The following is a 16,707-nucleotide window of genomic DNA, read 5'->3' on the forward strand; positions in this document are numbered from 1 at the left end:
TGTGGGGAATTAACCGGGAGAGCGCAACCCGCGCCGTGGACAACACGTCTACTTCAGTAGTGGGTCACCCGGCTACAGGGAGGCGAATGACCATGGTTCGTTCGAAGATGATCTCCATCGGCGGTCTCGTCGCGGGCACCGCCGGGCTCCTGCTGTTCAGCGCCTGCGGCTCGGAAAGCGCACCCGTCGCGCAGAGCCAGTCCGTGCCGCCGTCCAGTTCGGCGCCGGACACCTCGGCCGCGCCCAGTGCGAGCTCGTCGAGCCCGGCACCGGCCTCGCAGCCCGCTCAGGCCCCCGCCCCGGCGCCGAAGAACGACGGGCTCTGCAAGGCGGGCGACGTCAAGCTGTCCGTCGGGGGCGGTGACGCCGCCGCGGGCACGGTGTACCGGCAGCTCGTCATCACCAACACGAGCGGGCACCCGTGCACCGTCCAGGGCTTCCCCGGCGTCTCCTACGTGACCGGCGCCGACGGCCACCAGGTCGGCGAGGCCGCGTTCCGCGACGGTGACAAGGGCGGGCCAGTCCAGCTGAACAACGGCGAGCGGGCGATCGCCGACCTCGGCTTCGTGAACGTCCGCAACTACGACGAGGCGGCCTGCAAGCCGACCGAGACCCGGGGGCTGCGGGTGTACCTGCCGCAGGAGACGGCGTCGAACTTCGTGGCGGTGCAGGGACTCGGCTGCTCGGGGAAGATCCCGGGCAACCAGCTGACCGTGAAGACGCTCCACAAGGGCTAGAGCTGGGTGCAGAGCTGTTCGGCCTGCGCCAGATGCCGCTGACCGGCGATCTCGTTGAAGTGCAGGCTGAACACCATCCTGCTGACGCCGTCGATGTGTTCGGCCAGCGGCCGGTAGGTGTCGCTGGCGGCGGCCGCCGCGGCGGAGAGTTCGCGCGCGGCCGTCATCCGGTGCAGGATCTCGGGGGCCAGGACGGCCACGGTCCGGTCGCCGGGGGAGTCGGTGGTGTCCGGGATCGTGCCGACCCTGGCCAGTGCCGAACACGCGTCTTGCGCGTCTTCGAGCGCCCCCGCGTTGACGCCCGAGAGCGCCCACAGCATGCCGATCACGCCGCCGCCGATCACGAACCCGGCGACGGCGGTGACCACTTGCGGACGTCTGGAAGGTTCTGTCGTCCCCACGCCGGCCTCCGGCACCAGTGTCTGCTGCATCGCGGACCTTCTCCCGTCACCAGCTGGGCGGTGATGGGCTATTCCAGCACCAAAGGCCCTCGTTTTCACCGGTCTTGGTGGAGAACCCGCACGTCCGTGGCCGATTCGTCATCGAAGGCACCTCGCCGTAACGAGACGAACGCGAAACCGGCAACGCCGAACAGCAGGAGCCCGGACGTCAGGAACGTCCGGGCCGGGGAACCGAGGGCGTGGGTGAGGACTCCGCCGAGCAGCGCTCCGATCGGGATCGCCCCCCAGACGACGGTGCGCCACACGCCGAGGACCCGGCCGAGCAGTTCGCCGGGGACGAGCTTGTGTCGTGCCGTCCCCAGCACGATGTTCACCGCGACGACGGCCGCCGCGAACAGGCCGAACAGTGCCGCGCCCGCCACCGGCGAGCTCGTCAGGCCCATGCCGGTGAACGCCACGCCGGAGCAGGCGGTGCCCCCGATGAGCACCGCGCGGCGACTGGACGCCTTCACCAGCCGCGGAGCCACCCCTGCACCTAGCAGGCCCCCGATGCCGCCGACGAACGCGAAGAGCCCGAAGGCCGCTTCGCTGAGGCGCAGGTAATCGATCGCATACAGCACCAGCTGTGCCTGCGCGAGCTCGCTGACCAGGCTGATCAGCCCGGCGACGACGACCAGCCGCAGCACCAGCCGGTTGTGCTTCAGCCAGCGGAAACCCTCCGCCAGCTCGGCGCGAAGCGCGGTGCGCGAGTTCTCGGAGGCCGTGGTCGAAGGACGAGCCCGGTAGCTCCCGGCGAGGCCGATCAGCACGGCCGCCGCGATCGCGAAGCCGACCGAGTTGAGCAGGAACGGGAACGTCGCGAAGAGCGCGAAGGTGGCGCTGCCGACCGGCCCGCCGAGGAAGGTCTGACCGACGATCTCGCAGGCCTGGAGCTTGCTGTTCGCGCTGTCGAGCGAACCCTCGCCGACGACGGCCGGGATGAGCACGTTCGCGGCGCTGTCGGCGACCACTTCCGCGACGCCGATGAGCAGGGCGGCGGCGTAGACCACCCAGATCGTCACCCCGCCGGCCGCGACCAGGGCGGCCGTCCCGCCGACGACGACCGCGCGGGCGGCGTTCGCGAAGATCATCGCGCGCCGCCGGTCGATCCGGTCCAGGAGCGCGCCCGCCGGGAGCGCGAACAGCAGCCACGGCAGGAACTGGGTCGCCGAAAGACCGGCGATGAGCAGCGGGTCGCGGGTCAGGGTGACCGCGAGCAGCGGGAACGCGACCTTGCCGATCCCGTCGCCGAGATTCGACGCCGCGCTGGACGCGAGCAGCCAGCGCAACCGCCGGTCACCCCGCCTGCGCACCGTCGACTCGGCCATGCACCGCCTCCCCAGGCATTCGCCGGCGGCGGCCGGCGACAACGTGTCGAAAAAGTTTAGCGGGGCTGTCGCCCAAAGTGGTGGGGTTGTTACACCCAGTTAAGAATCCGGAGGTTTCGTAGTGCTCAACGCACAAAAATCACCGACCGTGCCCCCTTCGGCGCGGAATCCGCCGGGATGGGAGCAAGGGACCTTTGCTATCGCCTGTCCGGCGGCTCAGCCCCAGCCGAGTTCGTGCAGCCGCGCGTCGTCGATGCCGAAATGGTGGCCGACCTCGTGGACCACCGTGATCAGCACCTCTTCGACGACGTCTTCCTCGGTGTCGCACATCTGCAGCAGCGGCCGCCGGTAGATCGAGATCCGGTCCGGCAGCACCCCGCCGTACTCGTGGGTCCGCTCCGTCAGCGCGACACCGTGGTAGAGCCCGAGGATCGTGGGCGACTCCTCGTTGAACTCCTCGACGAGGACCACGACGTTGTCCATGGCGTCCGCGAATTCGGGCGGGAGCTCGTCCAGCGCCTCCGAAACCAGCTCTTCGAAGCGCTGCTGGGTCATCTCGACGGGCACGGGATCACCCGCCGGTCTTCGGCGCGGAGGAAGACGACGGCGGCGGGCCGCCACCGTCGGAGGGCGGGGCGTCGCCGTTGCCACCGCCGTTGCCGACCTTGACGCTCCCGGTGACCGGCGCGAGCCCCTTGTTGTCCGGCAGGACCGCCGCCACCTTGCAGTTCACCAGCGTCGACCCGGCGTCCCAGCTCTCCTGCTCGCGGACGTCCCAGCTGCCGATGAGCTTCTTCGCCGCGAGGTCCGCGTTGCCGGTGTACTCCTGCGCGGCCGTCGAGCATTCGGTGTCCAGCCAGGTGTTCTGCTGCTCCTGCGACGGGTAGCCGTCCTTGAACTTCGTCTTGAGGTCGAGCGTCGCGATCATCTCGTACGAATGCGGCTGGGCGCAGTCGACGGGGTCGCCGAAGCTGTTGTTGAGCAGCGCGAGGCAGGTGCCCGGCTCCCACACCGCCGACTGGTTCTGCTCCTTCGCCGGGCCCTTGGTCGGCTGCAGTTTGCCGCCCTGACCTGCCCATTGCAGCCCGCACCGCAACTGCCTGTCGCCGTCTTCCCACTGCGCGGGCGTCGGCCGGAGCAGGTTCATGCTCAGCTTGCCGTAGGGATCCAGCGTGCGGCCGAGGTACGGCTTGACGTCGACGGTGCAGCGTGACCGGGAGATCTCCTGCCACTGCTCCAGGTTCGGGCTCGGCACCCCGGCGGGGTACTGCGCGCCGATGTCGACGATGCTGGTGACCTCGAACAAGTGGGACTCCGCGCACGACACGCGCTTCGCGTCGTTGGCGTCCGGGTTGTTCCAGGTCAGGCAGGTGCCTGGGGGAGACTGGAACGCTTCGACCGCGGCGGGCGACAGTTTGGGGGCGCCGCCGCCCGCACCGCCCTCCGGGCCGACGTTCCACGAGAAAGCCACACTCAGCGAAAGCGCGATGATCGCGCCCACGAACACACCGGCCATGACGAGCCGGGTGCGCAGGGTGCTCAGCGCGTTTCGCGGATCACGGAACCGCTCGGCCTGTTGAGACATCCACTCCATGATGCCCGCGCCGCACGTAAGGTGCGCGTACCGGGTGGTTAGTGTTGGACACGGGTTCGGGCCGGCGGGCGATTACGGAGCTTCGATGACGCAGGATGACAACCAGGGGGCACAGCCGCCCCAGGAGCCGCCAAAGCGCGGTTCGATGCGATTCCAGGACGACAGCACGCAGGCGCGGCAACCGTCGTTGGCCGAGCAGCGGGCACGGCAGCAGGCGCTGGCGGAGCAGGAGCGCCAGGAGGTGCTCGACGCCGAAGCGGCTCGCGCCGCCGAGAAGAAGTCTTCGACCAAGAAGAAACTCCTGATCGGCACCGGTGTGACCGTCGGGCTGGTCGGCTTGATCGCGACGTTCTACACCGTCGCGAAGCCGGAGAACGTCACGGCGACCTGCACGCACGACGACATCGTCGACAACGACCAGAACTGTGACGAGAACTACGTACGGTCGCACGGCGGTCACGTCAGCGGCGGGTTCTTCTTCATCCCGATCGTCGGTGGCGGCTTCAACAGCTACAGGTACAACTACGGCGGCACCGGCGCCATCGGGCAGCGGGTCTCCGGCGGCTCGTACACCGCGCCGCCGAACGCGAACGTCAGCACCAAATCTGGCAAGTCCGTCCAGCGCGGCGGGTTCGGCATCAGCGGCAAGAGCGGTACCTCCGGCGGTACCGGCAAGAGCGGGGGCTCGTAGTTGTATCGGGATTCCAAGCCGCCCCGGCGGGACTGGCAGAACATCGTCGAGGAACAGGGCCTGGTCTTCGGCACTCCCGCCCGTGACGGTGCCGGCAAGTCCAGGCCGTACTGGGACGAGTCGGTCCACTACGTCTTCGAGATGGACGAGATCCTGTCCGTCGAGGCGGACGTCGAACTGCTGCACTCGATGTGCCTCGAAGCGGTCGACAATGTGATCACCACCGAGCAGTACCACCGCTTCGGCATCCCCGAGTGGGTCTGGCCGCATATCGCGGAGTCGTGGAAGCGGCAGGATCCGCACGTCTACGGCCGCTTCGACCTGCGCTACGACGGCAAGAGCCCGGCGAAGCTGCTCGAGTACAACGCGGACACCCCGACCTCGCTGCTCGAGGCCGCGGTGCTGCAGTGGCACTGGAAGACCGCGGTCTTCCCGGAGGCCGACCAGTGGAACTCGATCCACGAGAAGCTGGTCGAGCGCTGGGGCGAGCTCGCCGACAAGCTGCCTTCGAACGAGCTGCACTTCACCTGGTCGTCCGCCGATCCGTCCGGTGAGGACCACGTGACGACGGCGTACCTGCAGGAGACCGCGGCCGAGGCCGGGCTCGACACCGTCGGCCTGTCGATCGAGGAGATCGGCTGGGACCCGGTGCTCAAGCGGTTCGTCGACCTCGAAGAGTCGCAGATGGCGACAGTGGTGAAGCTCTACCCGTGGGAATGGGTGGTCGACGAGGAGTTCGGCCGCTTCGCCGTCGAGACCATGCCGCGCACGCTGTGGGTCGAGCCGCTGTGGAAGATGATCCTCTCCAACAAGACGCTGCTCGCGATCCTGTGGGAGAACTACCCGGGGCACCCGAACCTGCTGCCCGCCTTCGCCGACGACCCCGGTCTGCTGACCGAGTACGTCCGCAAGCCGAAACTCGGCCGCGAGGGCGCGAACGTGCAGATCGTCGCCACCGGGTACGAGACGCAGACCGACGGCGTCTACGGCGCGGAAGGGTACGTCTACCAGGCGTTCGACCCGCTGCCGGAGTTCCAGGGGTACCGGCCCGCGCTGGGTGCGTGGATCGTCGGGGACCAGGCCGCCGGCCTCGGGATCCGGGAGACCGCGGGACTCGTCACAGACGACGGTGCGGCGTTCGTCCCGCACCGCATCGTCGAGTCGTGATAGAAGCAACCGCACAAACCTGACATTCTCGACCTGCATCTCTGGGAGCACCCTGTGACGACCACCCTTGCGCTGTCCGACACGTTCGGCTCCGACCTCGTGCGAGGGATCGGCGCGATCCTCCTGTACGGCGTCGTCGGCCTGCTGATGATGTTCGCCGGGTTCTGGGCGATCGACTGGACCACGCCCGGCAAGCTGTCCCAACTGGTCACCCGCGGCCTGCCGAACGCGGTCATCGTCACCGCTTCGGGCCTGCTGTCGATGGCGTTCATCATCGTCGTGGCGATCGCGAACTCCGCCAGCGACCTGACCGAGGGTCTCGTCACCTCGCTGGTCTACGGCCTGCTCGGCATCATCGTGCAGGTGCTCGCGGTCCGGCTGCTGGAGTGGGCGACCCGCATCGACATCCGCTCGACCATCGAAAGCGACAAGTTCGCCCCGGCCAGCGTCGTGGTGGCCTCGGCGCACCTGGCCCTCGGCCTGATCGTCGCCGCCGCCATTTCGTGATCTTTTGACATCCTGAAACCGGCATAGGCGCACGATTCCCACTAACGTGGGTGTCGTGCGCCTTTTGAGGACTCCGGACGACCGGTTCTCGGACCTGCCCGATTTTGACTTCGAACCGCGCTACGCGGAACTCGTCGACCTTCACGGCGGCGTGATCAGAGTGGGTTACGTGGAGGCCGGACCCGAGGACGGGCCACCCGTCCTCCTGCTGCACGGCGAGCCGACCTGGTCCTACCTCTACCGCAAGGTCATCCCGGTGCTCGCCGACGCCGGACTGCGCGCCATCGCGCCGGACCTGGTCGGCTTCGGCCGCTCCGACAAACCCGGCGACATGGTCGACCACACCTACCAGCGGCACGTCGAGTGGATGCGCGCGTTCGCCTTCGACGTGCTCGACCTGACCGACGTCACCCTGGTCGGCCAGGACTGGGGCGGCCTGATCGGCCTGCGCCTGGTCGCCGAGAACCCCGACCGGTTCGCCCGGGTCGTCGCGGCCAACACCGGCCTCCCGACCGGCGACACCGACATGCCGGAGATGTGGCACAAGTTCCGCGACACCATGGAGAACGCGCAGGTCATCGACGTCGGGCGGTTCGTCCAGTCGGGCTGCCAGACCCGGCTGTCCGAGGAGGTCCGCGCCGCCTACGACGCGCCCTTCCCGAACGAGATGTACAAGGCCGCGCCGCGCGCGATGCCGTCGCTCGTGCCGATCACCCCGGACGATCCGGCCTCGGCCGCCAACCGGGCCGCGTTGAAGGGGCTTGCGGAACTGGACAAGCCGTTCCTGGTCTCGTTCTCCGACGGCGACCCGATCACCGCGCCGTGGGGCCTCGAACTGCGGGGCGCGATGCGCGGCGCCCGCGAACTCGAGCATCCGACGATCACCGGCGCCGGTCACTTCCTGCAGGAGGACGCCGGTGTGCGGCTGGGCGAGGTCATCGCGCGCTTCGTGACTTCCTAAGTGAGATGAACGGGACTTTCATCTCAAAATTTGCCATGAAAGTCCCGTTCATCTCACGCGTCAGGAGATCGCGGCCAGGGAGTCCACGACGATCCCCAGGCCCTCCGCCGCCTCATCGGCGGTGAGCGTCATCGGCGGCGCGATCCGCAGCACGTTGCCGTGCAGCCCGCCCTTGCCGATCAGCAGCCCGCGCGCCTTGGTCTCCTCCATCATCCGCGTCGCGGCGCCCGGATCCGGCTCCATGCCGCCCGGCTTCACCAGTTCGACGCCGATCATCAGGCCCTTGCCGCGGACGTCCCCGAGCAGCGGGTTCCCCGTCGCGCGCAGGCCGTCGAGCAGCTCGTTGCCCCGCGCGAGCGCGTTGGCCTGCAGATCGTGGTCGGCGATGTGGTCGAGTACCGCGGCCGCGCCCGCCATCGCGACCGGGTTGCCGCCGAAGGTCGAGATCGAGTTCGCGGCCAGGCAGTCGACCAGGTCGCCGCGAGCGACGAGGCCGCCGATCGCGAGACCATTGCCGAGGCCCTTCGCGAAGGTCATCGCGTCGGGGACGACGTCGTGCGCCTGGATCCCCCAGTAGTGCTCCCCGGTCCGGCCCCAGCCGGTCTGCACCTCGTCGGAGATGAACAGGATCCCGTACTGGTCGAGGACCTCCTTCATCGCCTTGAACAGGCCGTCCGGCGGTGAGCTGAACCCGCCGACGCCCTGGATCGGCTCGGCGATCATGCAGGCGACGTCGCCCGAAGTGCCCGTCTCCAGCACGTCGACCAGGTCCGCGACGCACGCGTCGATGTACTCCGTGTCCGAAAGCGCCCGGAACGGGCTGCGGTACCGGTAGCCGCCGTGCACGTAGCTCACCTTCACCGGGCTGAGCGACGACGCCGACCAGCCGCGGTTGCCCGTGACGCCGACCGTCGCGAACGACCGCCCGTGGTACGAGTTCCGCATCGCCAGCACCTGGTTGCTGCGCCGGTACTGGGTGGCGAGCATCAGCGCGGTGTCGTTGGCTTCGGTCCCGGAGTTGGTGAAGAACACTTTCGCGTCCGGGATGCCGGAGAGCTTCGCGATCCGCTCGGCCAGTTCGACCTGCGAGCGGATCAGGTACAGCGTCGAGGTGTGCAGGATCCCGGTGTCGAGTTGCTTGCGCACGGCGTCGCTGATCGCCGAGACGTCGTAGCCCATCGAGTTCGTCAGGATACCCGCGAAGAAGTCGAGGTAGCTCCGCCCGGTCGAGTCGATGACCCGGCGGTCCTGCGCGTGCACGATCTCGATCGGCTCGTCGTAGTAGAGCGCCAGCCACGACGGCAGTACCGCCTTGTGCCGCGCCAGCAGGTCCGCATCGGTCATCGGGTTTCTCCGTCCGCAGCAGGAGATTTCAGTATGGGGACGGCCGGAAACGGGCGACAACGATCAGACTGTCGGGTTCTCCGCGGCGGCCCGCACAGTCTGTTCGGGGAAACTGCCTCGAAGCGCCGTCAGACCTAGTACTAACCTCAGTTCTCGTGATTGACCCCAGGACTCTGCGCGATGACCCGGACGTCGTGCGCGCTTCGCAGCGCGCCCGTGGCGAGGACGAAGGAGTGGTCGACAAGCTGCTCTCTCTCGACTCCCGCCGCCGGTCTTCGATCGCCGCCGCCAACACGCTGCGCGCCGAGCAGAAATCGCTGGGCAAGCTCGTCCCGAAGGCACAGGGCGAAGAACGGGCCGCGCTGCTCGCCAAGGCGAAGGACCTCGCCGCCCAGGTCAAGGCCGCCGAGGTCGAGCAGACCGAGGCGTCGGAGGAGTTCGAGCAGCTGCACCGCGTGGTGCCGAACCTGGTCCACCCCGAAGCGCCCGAAGGCGGCGAGGACGACTACGTCGTGCTCAAGCACGTCGGCGAGCCGAAGAAGTTCGACTTCAAGCCGAAGGACCACCTCGAACTCTGTGAGGGTCTCGGCGCGCTCGACATGGAGCGCGGCGCGAAGGTCTCGGGCTCGCGGTTCTACTTCCTCACCGGCATCGGCGCCCAGCTGCAGCTCGGCCTGCTGAACATGGCGATCGCCCAGGCGACCGCGAACGGCTTCACGCCGATGATCACGCCGACCCTGGTCCGGCCGGAGATCATGGCGGGCACCGGCTTCCTCGGCGCGCACTCGTCGGAGGTCTACCGGCTGCGCGACGACGACCTGTACCTCGTCGGCACCTCCGAGGTCCCGCTCGCCGGCTACCACGCCGACGAGATCCTCGACCTGCGCAAGGGCGCGAAGCGCTACGCGGGCTGGTCGTCCTGCTACCGCCGCGAGGCCGGTTCGTACGGCAAGGACACCCGCGGCATCATCCGCGTCCACCAGTTCGACAAGGTCGAGATGTTCGTCTACACGCGTCCCGAGGACGCCGAAGCCGAGCACGCGCGCCTGCTGGACTGGGAAGAGCAGATGCTCGCCAAGATCGAGGTCCCGTACCGGGTGATCGACACCGCCACCGGCGACCTCGGCACGTCGGCGTACCGGAAGTTCGACTGCGAGGCGTGGGTGCCGTCGCAGGACACCTACCGCGAGCTGACCTCGACGTCGAACTGCACGACGTTCCAGGCCCGCCGCCTCGGCATCCGCTACCGCGACGACGACGGCCGCCCTCAGACCGTCGCCACGCTGAACGGCACGCTCGCCACCACCAGGTGGATCGTCGCGATCCTGGAGAACCACCAGCTCGAAGATGGTTCCGTCCGGGTCCCGGAAGCGCTTCGTCCCTTCCTCGGCGGAACCGAGGTGCTCACGCCGACATCGAAGTAGGGTCCGCGCCGAGGAGGGACCCCGCATGAACCGCCGCAGCAAGCCGATCACCGCGCTCTTCGCGGCGGTCCTCCTGCTCGGCGGGTGTTCCGAGACGATCTCGGGGACGGCGTCGCCGGTGCCCGGCCAGGGGCCGGTGCTCACCAAGGCGGCGCCGTGCTCGTTGCTCACCCCGGAACGCGACGATTCGCCGCACGGCGTGACCCTTTCGATCACGCAAAGCGTCGACGTCGCCGGGCTCGACGGCACCCCCGAGGAGGCCGACCTCGGTGGTCGCAAGTGGACGGTCCGGTCCAACGCCTCCCTGAAGTACCGCACGGCCGCGCTGCCGATCACCGGGACGTCCACCGTGGAGGTCTCCAGCGGCCACTGGGACGACCAGGCGAAGGCCTGTGACCTGCTGCGGGCCGCGCTGCCGACGGTGAGCGCGGCGCTGCCCGCCGGTTCGTGAACGGCGGCCGCGCACAAGTAGTGTGCGAGCCGATGAGGAGGGGACGCATGCGGTTTCGGAATTCGCTCGCGCTCGGGCTGGCGGTGCTGACGCTCGGCGGCTGCACGTCGACGATCGGCGGTACGGCCTCGCCGGTGCCCGGACAGGGACCGGTGATCACGAAGGCCGAGCCGTGCAAGCTGCTCACGCAGGAGCAGGCTGAAGCCCTGGGAGTCACCTTCCCCGGGAAGGAGCGCCCGGCGGACAAGGCGCGGAAGATCCCCGGGACCTGCCGGTATCCGGAGCTGGACGACGCGCCCGACGGGGTCGCGCTCGAGGTTTCGCAAAGCTTCGACCTCTCCCAGGCCGACTACTCCAACGGCGCCGTCCCGGGGGAGAAGTTCGGCATCGGCGGCTTCACGTGGACCAGGTACGCGACCATCCTCGGCCCGAGCTACTGCTCGCTGATCACCGAGCTGGACCCGAAGACCTTCGTCGAGATCACGAGTGACGCCCCCGGCGATGACAACGCCAAGGCCTGCGACATGGCGAAGGCCGCGGCTCCCGCTGTCGCCTCCCACCTGCCGGGGGGACAGCCGAGCCCGCCGCTCACCCCGCCCCCGGGCCAGAAGCCGATCGAAGCCTCCGGACCGCTCGTGGCCGTCGATCCGTGTTCCCTGCTCAAGCCGGAGCAGGTGACGCCGCTCAACCTCGCGGCCGCGAGGCCGATGAACGGTTCGTCGAACGATCCCAAGAACGGCTGCCAATGGGACGACACCGACGGCGACAAGGGCAAGAAGGCGCTCGACCTGTGGGTCTACACGGCGACGAAACTCGAGGACGTCCCCGGTCTCGAAGGCACCCCTGTCGAGCAGGTGGTGGCTGGCAAGAAGTGGGTCGTCTACTCGAGCCCGAACAGCCCGATCTGCGTCGCGATGCTGCCGGTCACGGAGACCTCCTCGGTCAAGCTCGACACCGGTGACCTCACCGACAACGCCAAGGCCTGCGAGATCCCGCAAGCCGCGATGCCGCTGGTGACAGCGAACCTGCCCGCTTCTTAGACACTCACCTCGTCGGCGATGTACTTCGCGATCTCCAGCGCGCTGGTCGCCGCCGGCGAGGGCGCGTTGAGGACGTGCACCTGGTTCGGCGCGGTCTCGATCAGGAAGTCGTCGACGAGTGAGCCGTCCGGGCGCAGCGCCTGAGCCCGGACGCCGGAGCCGTGCCGCACGATGTCGTCCTCGGTGACGGCGGGCACGAGCCGGGCCAGGCTTTCGGCGAAGCGGCGGCGGGAGAACGACCGGCGGACCTCGCCGAGCCCGGTCGGGTACGCGTACTTGCGCGCGAGCCGCCAGACACCGGGGAAGCGGGCGACCTCGGCGAGGTCCTTCGCGGAGACGTCGCGCCAGGTGTAGCCCTCGCGGCGCAGCGCGAGCACGGCGTTGGGGCCGGCGTGCACGCTGCCGTCGAGCATGCGGGTCAGGTGCACGCCGAGGAACGGCAGCGACGCGTCCGGGACCGGGTAGATCAGGCCGCGCACCAGATGGCGGCGTTCGGGCTTCAGTTCGTAGTACTCGCCGCGGAACGGCACGATCCGCGCGCTCGGGGTGAGCCCGGCGAGCCGCGCGACGCGGTCCGCGTGCAGGCCCGCGCAGTTGACGAGCGCGTCCGCGTGGATCACGTCGTCGCCGGTCGCCACCTCGACGCCGCCGGTGCGGCCCTGGCGGATCCCCAGCGCTGGCGTGCCGAGCCGCAGGTCGGCGTCGGACTCGTCGAGCAGCCGCACCAGCGCGGTGCAGACGGCGGGGAAGTCGATGATGCCGGTGGACTCCACGCGCAGCGCGGCCACGCAGGAGACCTCGGGTTCGTACTCGCGGGCCTCGCTCGGGGTGATCAGCTTGGCCGGGACGCCGTTGGCTTCGGCTCGTTCGGCGAGCACCTTCAGTGCCGGAAGCTCCGCTTCGGAGGTGGCGACGACCAGTTTGCCGCACACCTGGACCGGCACCCCGTACTGCCGCGCGAAGTCCACAATGGACCGGTTGCCCGCGGTGGACATCCTCGCCTTGAAGGAACCCGGCTTGTAGTAGAGCCCCGCGTGCACGACGTTCGAGTTGTGCCCGGTCTGGTGGGCCGCCCAGTGGTCCTCCTTTTCGAGCACCGTGACGTCCAGACCACGTTTGGTCAGTTCCCAGGCTGTGGCGAGACCGACGATCCCGCCCCCGATGACTACGACTGTGCGCACGATCGACCAGGTTACCCGGACCGCTACCTGACAGGCGTCAGGTTAACTGGTAGCGTACCTGACCGATGTCAGGTAAACGGTTGAGCAAGGACGAACGCCGGGAGCGGATCCTGGCCGCGGCGGCGCGGGTGTTCGCCGCGTCCGGATACGACGCGGCCGGGATGCGCGAGGTCGCGACGGCCGCCGGGATCAGCACACCCGTGCTCTACGACCATTTCCCGTCCAAGGCGCGGTTGTACGCCGGCCTGCTGGAGTCCGAAGTGGACAGTCTGCTGGCGGGCTGGGAAGGGCTGCCGCCGTCGGAGACCGCGGAGGAACTGCTGCGGGCCAGGGTGGCGGCGATCTTCGCCTGGATGGAGACGAACGAACGCGGCTGGCGGATGATCTTCGCCGAGACGCCGTCCGACGAGGGCGTCGCCGAGGTGCACCGGCGCGGGCAGGCCAGGGCCACCGGACAGCTGACCGAGGTGTTCGCGCAGGTCCCCGGCCTGGCGCTGACCGCGGACCTGCCGCGCGACCGCGCGAACGAAGCGCTCGCCGAAGCGGCGAAGAGCGCACTGAACGCCATCGCCACCTGGTGGTGGAGCAACCGCGACATCCCGCGGGACCAAGTCGTCGCGCTCACGACGGATCTGTTGTGGCGCGGTCTGGGGAATCTGATCCAGGAGGACATATGAGCACCGACAGCACCGACACCACAGAGCGGTACCGCCGGGGACTCGAGACCCGGGACGTCGAACTCGCGCTGAGCGCCTTCGCGCCGGACGCGGTCATCCACTCGCCGCTGACCAGCCGGGTCCGGTTCACCGGGCATGCCGAGCTCAAGCCGCTGCTGGAAGTCGCCTACACACATCTGCGCGACGTGCGGTTCCACACCGACACCGGCGACGAGTCGACACGCGTCGTCGTCTACAGCGCGCGCATCGGCGACGAGGAGCTCGAAGAGGCGGCGGTGCTGAAGCTCGGCGAGGACGGGCTCATCACCGAGGTGACGCTGTTCGTGCGGCCGCTGCCCGGCATCGTCACGCTGATGAACGCCTTCGGCCCGGACATCGCGCGCCGCAACGGGCGCACCTTCGCGGCCCGGCTGCTCTCGGTGGCCACGAAACCCTTGCTGGCCATGGTGCGGTCGGGTGACAAGCGGGCGGTCCCGCTCGCCGGACCCCGCTGACGAGTGTCATGCCGCCGCAGCGACCGGTGTAGCAGGCGAAGCCTCTTCAGGGTCTTCAAGCACCTTCGGTACTCCGCGCAGCGTGAACAGCGCGCTCACCGCCAGCAGCGCCATCAGCCCCGCCGCGCACAGCATCGTCAGCTGCAACCCGTCGACGAACGCCGTCTTCGCCGTGGTGAGGACCACGGCTCCCTGCTCGGGCGGTAGCTGTGCCGCGACCTGGACAGCGCCGCCGAGCGTGTCCGAGATCGCCCCGGCGGACTCCGGCGGCACGCCCGCCGGGATGACGAGTTCGCTCCGGTACAGCGCGCCGAGCACGCTGCCGAGGACGGCGATCCCCAGCGCCCCGCCGAGTTCGGTCGCCGTCTCGGAGATCGCCGACGCCGCGCCCGCCCTGGCCTTCGGCACGACGCCGAGCACCGTGTCCGTCGCGACCGCGAGGATCAGCGAAAGCCCGACCCCGAAGACGATCATCGCGAACAGCAGGTCCGGGTAGACGATCGTCACACCGACACCGGAGTACAGCGCGAACCCGACGGCCGACAGCGCGCAGCCCAGCGCGATGGTGACGGCCCGCCCGAGGGCCTTGATCGCCAGTGGCGCGAGGACGCCGCCGAGGATCGCGCCGCCCATCCCCGGCAGCCCGGCGAGCCCGGATTTCAGCGGCGACCAGCCCGCCACCAGCTGCAGGTACTGCGCGAACATCAGCGACACCGCGAGCTGCGCGAACATCGCCAGGATGGTGGTCCCGACGGTCGCCGAGAACGCCCGCTGCGCGAACAGCTTCAGATCCATCAGCGGTTCGGCGAGCCGCGGCTGCCGCAGGACGAACGCCAGCAGGCAGCCGAGCCCGAGCACCGCCGCGAGAGCGATGTCCCAGTGCCCCCAGCCCTTGTACGCGACTTCCTTGATCGTGTAGACGATCCCGACCATGCCGGCGACGGACAGCAGCACGCTGGGCACGTCGATCCGGTGGGAGACCGGGTTCTTCGACTCGGGCAGGATCAGCGCGCCGGCGATCACCATGACCACCACCACCGGCACGTTGACCAGGAACACCGAACCCCACCAGAAATGGTCGAGCAGGAAACCGCCGACGAGCGGCCCCATGCCGAAACCGAGGATCGTCAGCCCGCTGGACACCCCGATCACGGCCGCGCGTTCCTTGCCGGTGAACACGTTCCGCACGATCGACAGCGTCGACGGCATCAGCGTCGCGGCGGCGACCCCGAGCAGCGCGCGGGCGGCGATCAGCAGTTCCGCCGTCGGCGCGTACGCCGTGATCACCGAAGCGACGCCGAACAGCGACGCCCCGATCAGCAGCAGTTTCTTCCGGCCGATGCGGTCGCCGATGTTCCCCATCGTGATCAGCAGCCCGGCGAGCGCGAAGCCGTACGCGTCGGCGATCCACAGCTGTTCCGTCGTCGACGGGTGCAGCTGCTCCGAAAGCGACGGCAGCACCAGGTGCAGCACGGTCAGGTCGATCGCGATCAGCAGCTGTGCCAGCACGCAGACCGCGACCGTGCCGATCTTGCGGCCCTTGCCGATGGTCACCGGGAGATCCCGAAGGTGAGTTCCGGCGAGTGCCGCGCGGTGCCGTTCGCGCCGTCGCCGAGGTAGAACCGCGTGCTCATGGTGCGGGCCGCCGGGTCGAGGACGGTGCGCCACAACGTCCGCCACGGCGCGCCCGGCTCGATCGCGACGGACACCGCGTCGAGCGCGTCGCGCGGCCCGGCCTCCGCCTCCTTGGTGAGGGTGCGCAGCCGCTGGTAGGTGAGCATGGTCTCCGGGGTGTCCTCCGGCAGCGCGTCGATGTCCGGGTAGCGGTGCAGCGGATGGTTCGTGACGCACAGCGGCCCGTCGGCGACCTCGACGAAGTACTCGATGTCGTGCGCCCCGCGCTCGTAGACGAAGCCGCGGCCGGAGGCGTCGGCGACGATGTAGTGACACGGCGCGCCGTGCGCGTACTGCTTGGCGAGCATCAGCGCTTCCTTGGCCTCGTCGACGTTTTCGCAGGTGTCCAGCAGGTACCGGCAGACCTGGGGTACCGAGAGACCCGCCTGCGGGCCGGGATCGTGCTCCAGCGGTGTGGCCGCTTCGAGGTCGGCCATCAGCAGCGCGACGACGAGCCCGGCCTCGTTCACGCCCTCCATCGCACCGTCCACTGTGGACATGGTGAGCGACGTCGAGGCGAGGCCGTCGTCGGGGATCGTGGTCAGGACGTAGGGCCGTGACGCCATCGGCACGGTCCCGTCGTCGACGGGTTCCGCGCCCGCCATCACCGCGCCCAGCTGGGTCCAGCTCAAGGTGAAGAAGTCGTAGTTCCGGCCGAGCGTGCTCCCGGTCCACAGCGCCGAACAGCCCGAGCCGGCGGGCAGGGCGGAGGCGTTGTCGAAGGACACGGCCGCGTCGGCCGAGAGCCCGTACGCCTCGGCGAACCCGGCCGTGCGTTCGGCGTACTGCGGCCAGTTCCGCGCGAACCAGGTGCGGCGCGCCCTGGCGGCGAGCGGGTCGATCGTCGGCGGCGCCCAGTCCGAGCGCGCCTTCGTTTCGGCGCCGAGGGCGTGGCCGATCTCGGCCTGGGTGCCGCGCAGTGTCAGGTGCCGCACGGCCAGGAAGTCTTCGGGAGATCCCGCGAGGTAGGTCATGCCGGGAAGCGTGTCCGCCGCCG

Annotated in this window: 18 protein-coding genes; 10 read left to right on the forward strand and 8 right to left on the reverse strand. The window is 69.3% G+C overall.

Features of this window, described 5'->3' with window-relative positions:
* Nucleotides 1-86: 86 nt before the first annotated feature.
* The gene (locus tag ACZ6YV_RS05015; protein WP_465508362.1) at nt 87-737 is read left to right on the forward strand and encodes a DUF4232 domain-containing protein; all 651 of its coding nucleotides are present in this window, start codon (nt 87-89) and stop codon (nt 735-737) included.
* Here ACZ6YV_RS05015 and ACZ6YV_RS05020 read toward each other — a convergent pair.
* The 4 genes from ACZ6YV_RS05020 to ACZ6YV_RS05035 all read right to left on the reverse strand — a co-directional run bounded on the left by ACZ6YV_RS05020 (nt 734) and on the right by ACZ6YV_RS05035 (nt 4,090).
* Complete coding sequence (locus ACZ6YV_RS05020) at nt 734-1,168, reverse strand: hypothetical protein (RefSeq protein ID WP_378238106.1); 435 nt, start codon at nt 1,166-1,168, stop codon at nt 734-736. The genes ACZ6YV_RS05015 and ACZ6YV_RS05020 overlap by 4 nt on opposite strands.
* A 65-nt stretch (nt 1,169-1,233) precedes the next feature.
* Nucleotides 1,234-2,505, reverse strand: a complete 1,272-nt coding sequence (locus ACZ6YV_RS05025; RefSeq protein ID WP_465508363.1) for an MFS transporter — start codon at nt 2,503-2,505, stop codon at nt 1,234-1,236.
* Nucleotides 2,506-2,721: 216 nt separating this feature from the next.
* Nucleotides 2,722-3,072, reverse strand: a complete 351-nt coding sequence (locus tag ACZ6YV_RS05030) for a metallopeptidase family protein (RefSeq protein ID WP_007030570.1) — start codon at nt 3,070-3,072, stop codon at nt 2,722-2,724.
* Between the two features lie 4 nt (nt 3,073-3,076).
* Nucleotides 3,077-4,090 (reverse strand): septum formation family protein, encoded by a 1,014-nt coding sequence (locus ACZ6YV_RS05035; protein WP_465508364.1) that lies wholly within the window; start codon nt 4,088-4,090, stop codon nt 3,077-3,079.
* A gap of 94 nt (nt 4,091-4,184) precedes the next feature.
* On the opposite strand from ACZ6YV_RS05035, the gene ACZ6YV_RS05040 reads away from it, so the two are divergent.
* The 4 genes from ACZ6YV_RS05040 to ACZ6YV_RS05055 are packed head-to-tail and all read left to right on the forward strand — an operon-like array spanning nt 4,185 to nt 7,425.
* On the forward strand, nt 4,185-4,790 hold the full coding sequence (locus tag ACZ6YV_RS05040) for a hypothetical protein (protein ID WP_465508365.1): 606 nt from the start codon (nt 4,185-4,187) through the stop codon (nt 4,788-4,790).
* A complete protein-coding gene (locus ACZ6YV_RS05045) occupies nt 4,791-5,957 on the forward strand; it encodes a glutathionylspermidine synthase family protein (RefSeq protein WP_465508366.1) in 1,167 nt (388 codons plus the stop codon).
* A gap of 54 nt (nt 5,958-6,011) precedes the next feature.
* Nucleotides 6,012-6,464, forward strand: a complete 453-nt coding sequence (locus ACZ6YV_RS05050; RefSeq protein WP_465508367.1) for a DUF350 domain-containing protein — start codon at nt 6,012-6,014, stop codon at nt 6,462-6,464.
* A gap of 55 nt (nt 6,465-6,519) precedes the next feature.
* Nucleotides 6,520-7,425, forward strand: a complete 906-nt coding sequence (locus ACZ6YV_RS05055; protein WP_465508368.1) for a haloalkane dehalogenase — start codon at nt 6,520-6,522, stop codon at nt 7,423-7,425.
* A 60-nt stretch (nt 7,426-7,485) separates the two neighbouring features.
* Here the strand turns inward: ACZ6YV_RS05055 and ACZ6YV_RS05060 are convergent, their stop codons facing one another.
* Entirely contained in the window at nt 7,486-8,769 is a 1,284-nt protein-coding gene (locus ACZ6YV_RS05060) for an aspartate aminotransferase family protein (protein ID WP_465508369.1), read from the reverse strand.
* A gap of 155 nt (nt 8,770-8,924) precedes the next feature.
* Here ACZ6YV_RS05060 and serS point away from each other — a divergent pair, with 155 nt between their 5' ends.
* The 3 genes from serS to ACZ6YV_RS05075 are packed head-to-tail and all read left to right on the forward strand — an operon-like array spanning nt 8,925 to nt 11,684.
* Nucleotides 8,925-10,193, forward strand: a complete 1,269-nt coding sequence (gene serS / locus ACZ6YV_RS05065; protein WP_465508370.1) for a serine--tRNA ligase — start codon at nt 8,925-8,927, stop codon at nt 10,191-10,193.
* Between the two features lie 25 nt (nt 10,194-10,218).
* Complete coding sequence (locus ACZ6YV_RS05070; RefSeq protein WP_465508371.1) at nt 10,219-10,644, forward strand: hypothetical protein; 426 nt, start codon at nt 10,219-10,221, stop codon at nt 10,642-10,644.
* 47 nt (nt 10,645-10,691) lie between these two features.
* Nucleotides 10,692-11,684: a DUF3558 family protein gene (locus ACZ6YV_RS05075; protein ID WP_465508372.1), complete on the forward strand. Its 993-nt coding sequence runs from the start codon at nt 10,692-10,694 to the stop codon at nt 11,682-11,684.
* Here ACZ6YV_RS05075 and lhgO read toward each other — a convergent pair.
* Entirely contained in the window at nt 11,681-12,865 is a 1,185-nt protein-coding gene (gene lhgO, locus ACZ6YV_RS05080; RefSeq protein ID WP_465508373.1) for an L-2-hydroxyglutarate oxidase, read from the reverse strand. The two genes, ACZ6YV_RS05075 and lhgO, sit on opposite strands and share 4 nt — an antisense overlap.
* 80 nt (nt 12,866-12,945) lie before the next feature.
* Here lhgO and ACZ6YV_RS05085 point away from each other — a divergent pair, with 80 nt between their 5' ends.
* The gene (locus ACZ6YV_RS05085) at nt 12,946-13,542 is read left to right on the forward strand and encodes a TetR/AcrR family transcriptional regulator (protein ID WP_465508374.1); all 597 of its coding nucleotides are present in this window, start codon (nt 12,946-12,948) and stop codon (nt 13,540-13,542) included.
* Nucleotides 13,539-14,036 (forward strand): nuclear transport factor 2 family protein, encoded by a 498-nt coding sequence (locus ACZ6YV_RS05090; RefSeq protein ID WP_465508375.1) that lies wholly within the window; start codon nt 13,539-13,541, stop codon nt 14,034-14,036. Before ACZ6YV_RS05085 ends, ACZ6YV_RS05090 begins: the two co-directional genes overlap by 4 nt.
* A gap of 6 nt (nt 14,037-14,042) precedes the next feature.
* Here ACZ6YV_RS05090 and ACZ6YV_RS05095 read toward each other — a convergent pair whose 3' ends face one another.
* Nucleotides 14,043-15,590 (reverse strand): MFS transporter, encoded by a 1,548-nt coding sequence (locus ACZ6YV_RS05095; protein WP_465508376.1) that lies wholly within the window; start codon nt 15,588-15,590, stop codon nt 14,043-14,045.
* A complete protein-coding gene (locus ACZ6YV_RS05100; RefSeq protein WP_465508377.1) occupies nt 15,587-16,684 on the reverse strand; it encodes a C45 family autoproteolytic acyltransferase/hydolase in 1,098 nt (365 codons plus the stop codon). The genes ACZ6YV_RS05095 and ACZ6YV_RS05100 overlap by 4 nt, the downstream gene beginning before the upstream one ends.
* Nucleotides 16,685-16,707: the final 23 nt, after the last annotated feature.

Source organism: Amycolatopsis sp. NPDC102522 (assembly GCF_055584485.1).